Origin of the sequence: Isoptericola sp. NPDC060185 (assembly GCF_042728595.1) — a bacterium.
In the GTDB taxonomy this organism is placed as follows: Bacteria; Actinomycetota; Actinomycetes; order Actinomycetales; family Cellulomonadaceae; genus Isoptericola.
The window spans coordinates 21,473-28,846 of record NZ_JBHWYY010000050.1 but is presented as its reverse complement, the minus strand read 5'-3'; the positions used below and the strand labels follow the sequence as shown (position 1 = coordinate 28,846).

Genomic DNA, 7,374 nt, shown 5'->3' with positions numbered 1-7,374 from the left:
GTCCGCACTTCTGCGGGCCGCCCCTTCGAACTACCTCGGCGATTCTCGAACTACCTCGGCGATTCCGGGACTACCTCGCGGTGGTGCCGTTGGTCGCGGCGCGGGCGGCGGCGTGGAACGCGAGGATCTGGAGCTCGCCCGCCACGTCGACCGAGCGCACGACGACGTCGTCGGGCAGCTGCAGCGCCACGGGCGCGAACGACAGGATCTCGCGCACCCCGCAGGCGACGACACGCTCGGCGATCGGCTGCGCCACCGGACCGGGGGTGGCCAGCACCACCATCGACACGCCCGTGCCCGCCAGCACCTCCTCGAGCCGGTCGACGTGCTCGATCGCCAGACCCGCCGCCGTGCGGCCCACGACCTGCGGGTCGGCGTCCAGCAGGGCCACCACCTGGAAGCCGCGCGCCGCGTACCCCGAGTAGTTCGCCAGGGCGTGCCCCAGGTTGCCGATGCCGACGATCGCCAGGCGGTGCTCGGACCCCAGGCCCAGCGCGGAGGCGATGTACTGCGCCAGCGACTGGACGTCGTAGCCCACGCCGCGCGTGCCGAACGACCCCAGGTACGACAGGTCCTTGCGCAGCTGCGCCGACCCCACCCCGGACCGTTCGGCCAGCTCCGACGACGACGTCGTCGTCACGCCCGCCTCCGCCAGGTCGCGCAGGGCGCGCAGGTAGTACGGCAGCCTCGCCACCGTCGCGGCCGGCACCGTCGCCTCACCGAGCTCGATCACTGCTGGATCACCCCGTCGTCCTCCCCGGGCTCAGCGCGCCAGCCGGCGCGCGAGCCGCGCGCCGTCCACCCGCCAGAAGCCCTGCTGCACGCCGTCCACCTCGACGACGGGCACGTAGTCCCCGTACCTTCCCACCAGATCACCGCCCGGCGCGTCGTCGACCTCGATGTCGATCTCGCGCCATGCCTCCCCCGCTGCCTCGCACACGTCCGCGACCACCGCCCGAGCCTCCTCGCACAGGTGGCAGCCCTGCCTCGTGTACAGCAGCACCCGGGGTTCACCTGCGGATCCCTGCGGCATGCTCACCGGCCAAGCCTAGCCGCGCCGATACAGTGGACCGCATGCCGTCGCCCGCCGAGTCGTCCACGCCGGTGCGCGCCGCAGCGTTCTTCGACGTCGACAACACGATCATCCGCGGCGCCAGCGCGTTCCACCTGGCACGCGCCCTCTACCAGCGCCGGTTCTTCGGGACCCGCGACCTGGTGCGGTTCGCGCTCATCCAGGCGAAGTACCTGGTCTTCGGGGAGTCGCGCACGCAGATCGAGTCGGTGCGCAGCCGTGCGCTGTCGCTCATCGCCGGCCGGTCCGTGGCGGAGATCACCGCCGTGGGCGAGGACGTGTACGACACCGTCCTCGAGCTGCGCATCTTCCCCGGCACCAAGCGGCTGCTCGACGAGCACCTCGCCGCCGGCGACCAGGTGTGGCTCGTGACCGCGACCCCCGTGGAGATCGGCGGCCTCATCGCGCGCCGGCTCGGTGCGACCGGCTGCCTCGGCACCATCGCGGAGCACTCCGGCGGGTTCTACACGGGCCGCCTCGTGGGCGACCTCATGCACGGCGAGGCGAAGGGCGCCGCGGTGCGCGAGCTCGCCGAGCGCGAGGGCATCGACCTGTCCGCCTCGTACGCGTACGGCGACTCGCTCAACGACCTGCCGATGATGCGCACCGTCGGGCACCCGTGCCCCATCAACCCCGACACGCGGCTGCGCCGGCACGCCAAGGAGGTGGGCTGGCCCATCCGCGAGTTCCGCGGGCGCGGGCGCCGCGTCGCGGGCCGGGGCATGAAGACCGCGTCGTGGGCCGGCGCCGCCTGGGTGGCCGGCCTGGCGCTGCGCAGCATCCAGAAGCGGCTGCGCGGCCGCTGACCGTCTCGCCCTCGGGCGAGCACCGTCCGGACGTGCGAACGGGCCCGGTACCTCCGTGGAGGTACCGGGCCCGTTCGTGCTCCCTGCCCGCCGGGTTCAGCCGGCGGACGAGATCACTTCTTGTTGCGACGCTGGTGACGCGTCTTCCGCAGCAGCTTGCGGTGCTTCTTCTTCGCCATGCGCTTGCGGCGCTTCTTGATGACGGAGCCCATGAGGTCCTCACAATGCTTGTCGGTCGGTGGAACACGGTTGGTCCCAGGAGCTCCTGTCTCCAGGAGCAGCCGACCAACGCGGAAAAGTCCGTCCCCCAGAGTACCCGATGGCGGGCGCCCGCCGGACCGCGCCCCGGCTCGGTCCCGACTCGGTCCCGGCTCAGTCCCGGCTCGGTCCCGGCTCAGTCCCGGTAGGGGTCCAGCCCCCACGTGGGGAACACCTGCTTGCGTGTCGCGAGGATCGCACGGTCGACGTCGTCGGCCGGGTCGTACCCCTCGCCCCAGGGACGCCAGGCCCCCTCGCCGCCGGCGAGGCGCTCGGCCGGGTCGAGCCCGGAGAGCTCCTCCACCTCGCGGCGCCAGGAGTCGGGCAGCTGGAGGAATGCGGGCAGGGGCGCGTGCGCGGCCTCCGCGACGAGGCTCGCCCACACCAGCGGCACGACGTCGACCACCGCGTACCCACCACCGCCGAGCGCCACCCAGCGGCCGTCGGCCAGCTCGTGCGCGAGCTCGTGCACCCACCGCGCGGCGGTGCGCTGCGCCGCCACGCCCACGTCCAGGTCGGTGAGCGGGTCGTTGCCGTGCGCGTCGCAGCCGTGCTGCGAGACGATCGCCTGCGGCCGGAACTCGCGGACCATCGCCGGCACGACGGCGTCCACGGCCCGCAGCCAGTGCGCGCCGTCCGTGCGCGGCGGCAGCGCGACGTTCACCGCCGTGCCCTGCGCCGCGGTGCCGCCCGTGTCGCCCGCGTTGCCGGTGCCGGGGAACAGGGTGTGCCCGTCCTGGTGCACCGACACGGTCAGGACTCGTGGGTCGTCCCAGAAGATCGCCTCGACGCCGTCGCCGTGATGGGCGTCCAGGTCGACGTACGCCACGCGCTCCGCGCCCCGGTCGAGGAGCCGCCGCACGGCCGCCGCGGCGTCGTTGTAGATGCAGAACCCGGACGCGGCGCCGCGCTGCGCATGGTGCATGCCGCCCGCGATGTTCACGCCGTGCTGCACGTGCCCGGACCACACCGACTCCGCGGCGTCCACCGACGCGGCCACGAGCCGGGCACCCGCCTCGTGCATCGCCGGGAAGACCGGGTCGTCCTCGGTGCCGAGGCCGCGCGCGAGGTCCGGAGCGCCCGTCTCCGCCGCGCGGCGCACGGCCGCGACGTAGGCGGCGTCGTGCACCGACTCGATCACCTCGTCGGGGGCCGGCTCGACGTCCGCCAGCTCGAGGGTGGGCTCGTCGAGGAGGCCGAGCTCCGCCACGAGCCGCATGGTCAGGTCGAGTCGGGCGGGCGCCATCGGGTGCCCGGGGCCGAAGTCGTAGCGCAGGAGCTCAGGGCTCCACAGCAGCCGGGCGACGCGCATCCCGTCACGGTAGCCGACGGCGTGGCAGGCTGTGCCCAGCGACTGAAGGGCGAGAGGGGACAGCGTGCCGAGGACGTGGGGCGGTCGCGGGCTGTCGCTGCGCGGGTGGGCCAACCGCGCCGCCCGGGAGTACCCCGCGAGGCTCGCCATGACGGTGTTCGCAGCCGTCATCACCGTGATCTGGCTGCTGCTCCTCACCCCGTGGGCGACGACGTCCGGCAAGGGCGCGTCCGTGGTCGACGCGCTGTTCACCGCGACGTCGGCGGTCTGCGTCACCGGCCTGGTCGTGCAGGACACCGCCACCTACTGGTCGGAGTTCGGGCACGTCGTCATCCTCGTCGGCATCAAGGTGGGCGGCCTGGGCGTGATGACGCTGGCGTCGCTGCTCGGCCTCGCCGTCTCGCGCCGGCTGGGGCTCACGCAGAAGCTGCTGACGGCCTCGGAGACGAAGACCGAACGCCTCGGCGAGGTCGGCGCCCTGCTGCGCACCATCATCATCACCGCCACGTCCATCGAGCTGTGCCTGTCGCTGCTGCTCTTCCCCCGCTTCCTCGCCCTGGGCGACCAGGCGGGCACCGCGGCGTGGCACGCCCTCTTCTACGGCATCTCCTCGTTCAACAACGCCGGGTTCGTGCCCACGCCGGACGGCCTCCTCCCGTTCGCCTCCGACTGGTTCGTGCTGGTGCCGATCGCCCTGGGCGTGTTCATCGGCTCGCTCGGCTTCCCGGTCATCCTCAACGTCCTCACCAACCGTCGCCGAGGCAAGCACTGGGTCCGGTCGCTCTCGCTGCACTCCAAGCTGACGATCACCACCAGCCTCGCCCTGCTCGTGTGCGGCGCGATCCTCATCGGCGCGATGGAGTGGAACAACCCCGCGACCTTCGGCGGCCAGAGCTTCTCCACCAAGATCCTGTCGTCCGTGTTCGCCTCGGTGATGCCGCGCTCAGCGGGGTTCAGCTCCGTGCCCGTGCACGAGATGTCGCAGGAGACCTGGCTGCTCACCGACGCCCTGATGTTCGTGGGCGGCGGCTCCGCGTCCACCGCCGGCGGCATCAAGGTCACGACGTTCGCCGTGATGCTGCTCGCGATCGTCGCCGAGGCCCGCGGCGACGCCGACACCGAGGTGTTCGGCCGCCGCATCCCCCGCGACACCCTGCGCCTGTCGATCGCCGTGGTCTTCGTGGGCGCCACAGCCGTCCTCGTGTCGTGCCTGGCGCTGCTGCGCCTCACCGACCTGCGCCTGTCGGAGGCGCTGTTCGAGGTCATCTCCGCGTACGCCACCGTGGGCCTGTCGACCGGCGTCACCGCCGGCCTGCCCGACGCCGCGAAGTACCTGCTGTGCGCGCTGATGTTCGTCGGCCGTGTCGGCGTCATCTCGCTGCTGGGCGCCCTGGCGCTGCGCGACCGGCGCCGCATCGTACGCTTCCCGGAGGAACGCCCGATCATCGGGTGACCTCCTACCGACGACCCTTCTGACAGAGGAGAACCGTGGCGGACAAGAAGGCTCCCGCGCGCGACGCGGGCGTGCTCGTGATCGGCCTCGGCCGCTTCGGGTCCTCGCTCGCGACGACGCTCGACCGGCTGGGCCAGGACGTGCTCGCCGTCGAGCGCGACGAGAAGCTGGTGGCCCAGTGGTCCGGGCGGCTCCCGCTGGTCGAGGCCGACGCCTCCGAGTCCGAGGCCCTGGTCCAGCTCGGCGCCAAGGACTTCGGCGTCGCGGTCGTCGGCGTGGGCACCGAGCTCGAGGCCTCCGTGCTCATCACCGCCAACCTCGTGGACCTCGGCACCCCGCAGATCTGGTCCAAGGCGATCTCGGCCGAGCACGGCCGCATCCTCACCCGCATCGGCGCGCACCACGTCGTCTACCCGGAGGCCGACGCCGGCTCCCGCGTCGCCCACCTGGTGAGCGGCAAGATGCTCGACTACATCGAGGTCGAGGACGGCTTCACCATCGTCAAGATGCGCCCGCCGAAGGAGATGCAGGGCTTCACGCTGGCGCAGTCGGACATCCGCAAGCGCTACGGCGTCACCGTCATCGGCGTGAAGTCGCCCGGAGTCGAGTTCACGTACGCGACCCCCGAGACCCGCGTGAGCGCCAACGACCTGCTCGTCTGCTCCGGCCACGCCGACCTGCTGGAGCGGTTCTCCGCCCGCCCGTGACGCGCCGTCACGGACCGAGCAGCGCGAGAGGCACGACGGCGATCCCGTCGGGGCGCCGGTAGGCCGCCCGCCCCGTGGTGACCACGACCGAGTCGACGACGTCGGGCCCGGGTCGTTCGGCGAGCCAGTGCAGGTGCCGGACGTCGCGATCGCGCGGGGTGGTGCAGATCCGAGGGTCGCTACGCTACAGATTCGCGAGCTTCTACACTACAGATTCGCGCGCCGCCACGATGCGTCCTCGTACTCTGCTGGCGAGCTGTCACGGGCACCACCACCCGGTGAGGACCGTCACGCCGTCCGACGGCGCAGCGTGGCGACGCCGAGCACCACGGCGCCGACGATGAACAGCGCGATCGCGCCGACCGCGCCCTGCACGTCGCCCCACTCGCCCCCGGCGGCGAGGGTCTGCATCGCCTCGACGGCATAGGTGAGCGGGAAGACCCGCGAGAGCCACTCCAGCACCTCGGGCATCTGGTCGCGGGGCATGAGCAGGCCGCAGGTGATGAGCTGCGGGAAGATCACCGCGGGCATCATCTGCACGGCCTGGAACTCGCTGCGGGCCAGCGCGGAGGCGGCCAGCCCCAGGCAGCAGCCGAGGACGGCGTCGAGCATCGCGACGACGATCACCAGCCACAGCGGGCCGAGCACGTCCATCCCGACGAGAAGGGCGAAGCCCACCACCACCAGCGACTGCAGCAGCGCGAGGCCCGCGAACGCGAGGGCGTACCCGGCCACGAAGTCGCCCTTGCGCAGCGGGGTCGTCATGAGCCGCTCGAGCGTGCCGGACTGGCGCTCGCGCAGGGTCGCGACGCTCGTGACCAGGAACATCACGATGAGCGGGAACAGGCCCACGAGCATCGGGCCGAACTGGTCGAGCACGGGAGTGCCGTCGAACATCCACGCGATGAGGCCGAGCAGCAGGCACGGCAGCACGAGGATCAGCGCCACGGTGCGTCGGTCGAACCGCAGCTGCGCCAGGACGCGGCTCGCGGTGGTGAGGGTGAGCGTCATCGGGTCTCCTGGGCCTGCTGGTCGATGAGCGCGAGGAACGCGCGCTCGGCGTCGGGGGCGCCGGTGCGGGCGAGGAGCTCCGCGGGCGTGAGGTCGGCGACGAGCGCGCCGTCGCGCAGCAGCAGGAGCCGGTCGCACTGGGTGGCCTCGTCCATGACGTGGCTGGAGACCAGCAGCGTGCGCCCCTCGGCCGCGAGCCGGCGGAACATCGCCCACAGGTCGCGGCGCAGCACGGGGTCGAGACCGACCGTGGGCTCGTCGAGCACCAGGAGCTCCGGGTCGCCGACGAGGGCGGCGGCGAGCGAGACGCGCGACCTCTCCCCGCCGGAGAGGGTGGCGACGCGCTGCTTCTCGTGCCCGCCCAGGTCGACGGCGGCGACGGCGCGGCGCACCGCCGCCTCAGCCCCCGGGGCGGGCAGCCCGGCGAGCCGGGCGAAGTAGCGCAGGTTCTGCAGCACCGTGAGGTCCGTGTAGACCGAGGCGGCCTGGGTCACGTAGCCGACGCGACGGCGCAGCGCGGGCGAGCCGGCCGGCTCGCCCAGCACGCCCACCTCGCCGGACACCCGGGCCTGCACGCCGACGACGGCGCGCAGCAGCGTCGTCTTGCCGGAGCCGGACGGCCCCAGCAGGCCCACCACCTGCCCGGCGGGCACGGACACGTCCATGCCGTCGATGATCGGCCGGCCGCCGCGCTCGATCCTCAGTCCGCGGACCCGTACCGCGGCGTCGTTATTCCCCATGTGGTGAATTGTGCT

The 7,374-nt window shown here is 72.8% G+C and carries 9 protein-coding genes; 3 read left to right on the top strand and 6 right to left on the bottom strand.

What is annotated here, in order from left to right; translation table 11 throughout:
• Window positions 1-70: 70 nt before the first annotated feature.
• Both ACFWDO_RS15215 and ACFWDO_RS15210 read right to left on the bottom strand, forming a co-directional pair.
• Window positions 71-733 (bottom strand): redox-sensing transcriptional repressor Rex, encoded by a 663-nt coding sequence (locus tag ACFWDO_RS15215; RefSeq protein WP_380327126.1) that lies wholly within the window; start codon window positions 731-733, stop codon window positions 71-73.
• A 30-nt stretch (window positions 734-763) separates the two neighbouring features.
• On the bottom strand, window positions 764-1,033 hold the full coding sequence (locus ACFWDO_RS15210; RefSeq protein ID WP_380327132.1) for a glutaredoxin family protein: 270 nt from the start codon (window positions 1,031-1,033) through the stop codon (window positions 764-766).
• 41 nt (window positions 1,034-1,074) lie between these two features.
• Here ACFWDO_RS15210 and ACFWDO_RS15205 point away from each other — a divergent pair, with 41 nt between their 5' ends.
• Window positions 1,075-1,878: an HAD family hydrolase gene (locus tag ACFWDO_RS15205; protein WP_380327129.1), complete on the top strand. Its 804-nt coding sequence runs from the start codon at window positions 1,075-1,077 to the stop codon at window positions 1,876-1,878.
• Between the two features lie 113 nt (window positions 1,879-1,991).
• On the opposite strand, the gene ACFWDO_RS15200 is transcribed toward ACFWDO_RS15205, so the two are convergent.
• Entirely contained in the window at window positions 1,992-2,090 is a 99-nt protein-coding gene (locus tag ACFWDO_RS15200) for a 30S ribosomal protein bS22 (RefSeq protein WP_003792170.1), read from the bottom strand.
• Between the two features lie 182 nt (window positions 2,091-2,272).
• Complete coding sequence (locus ACFWDO_RS15195) at window positions 2,273-3,448, bottom strand: acetoin utilization protein AcuC (protein ID WP_380321429.1); 1,176 nt, start codon at window positions 3,446-3,448, stop codon at window positions 2,273-2,275.
• Window positions 3,449-3,512: 64 nt separating this feature from the next.
• Here ACFWDO_RS15195 and ACFWDO_RS15190 point away from each other — a divergent pair, with 64 nt between their 5' ends.
• A complete protein-coding gene (locus ACFWDO_RS15190; protein ID WP_380321432.1) occupies window positions 3,513-4,901 on the top strand; it encodes a TrkH family potassium uptake protein in 1,389 nt (462 codons plus the stop codon).
• Window positions 4,902-4,936: 35 nt separating this feature from the next.
• Window positions 4,937-5,608, top strand: coding sequence for a potassium channel family protein (locus tag ACFWDO_RS15185; RefSeq protein WP_380321435.1), 672 nt, complete (start codon window positions 4,937-4,939; stop codon window positions 5,606-5,608).
• A gap of 288 nt (window positions 5,609-5,896) precedes the next feature.
• Here the strand turns inward: ACFWDO_RS15185 and ACFWDO_RS15180 are convergent, their stop codons facing one another.
• Both ACFWDO_RS15180 and ACFWDO_RS15175 read right to left on the bottom strand, forming a co-directional pair.
• A complete protein-coding gene (locus ACFWDO_RS15180) occupies window positions 5,897-6,619 on the bottom strand; it encodes an ABC transporter permease (protein WP_380321438.1) in 723 nt (240 codons plus the stop codon).
• A complete protein-coding gene (locus ACFWDO_RS15175) occupies window positions 6,616-7,359 on the bottom strand; it encodes an ABC transporter ATP-binding protein (protein ID WP_380321441.1) in 744 nt (247 codons plus the stop codon). The genes ACFWDO_RS15180 and ACFWDO_RS15175 overlap by 4 nt, the downstream gene beginning before the upstream one ends.
• Window positions 7,360-7,374: the final 15 nt, after the last annotated feature.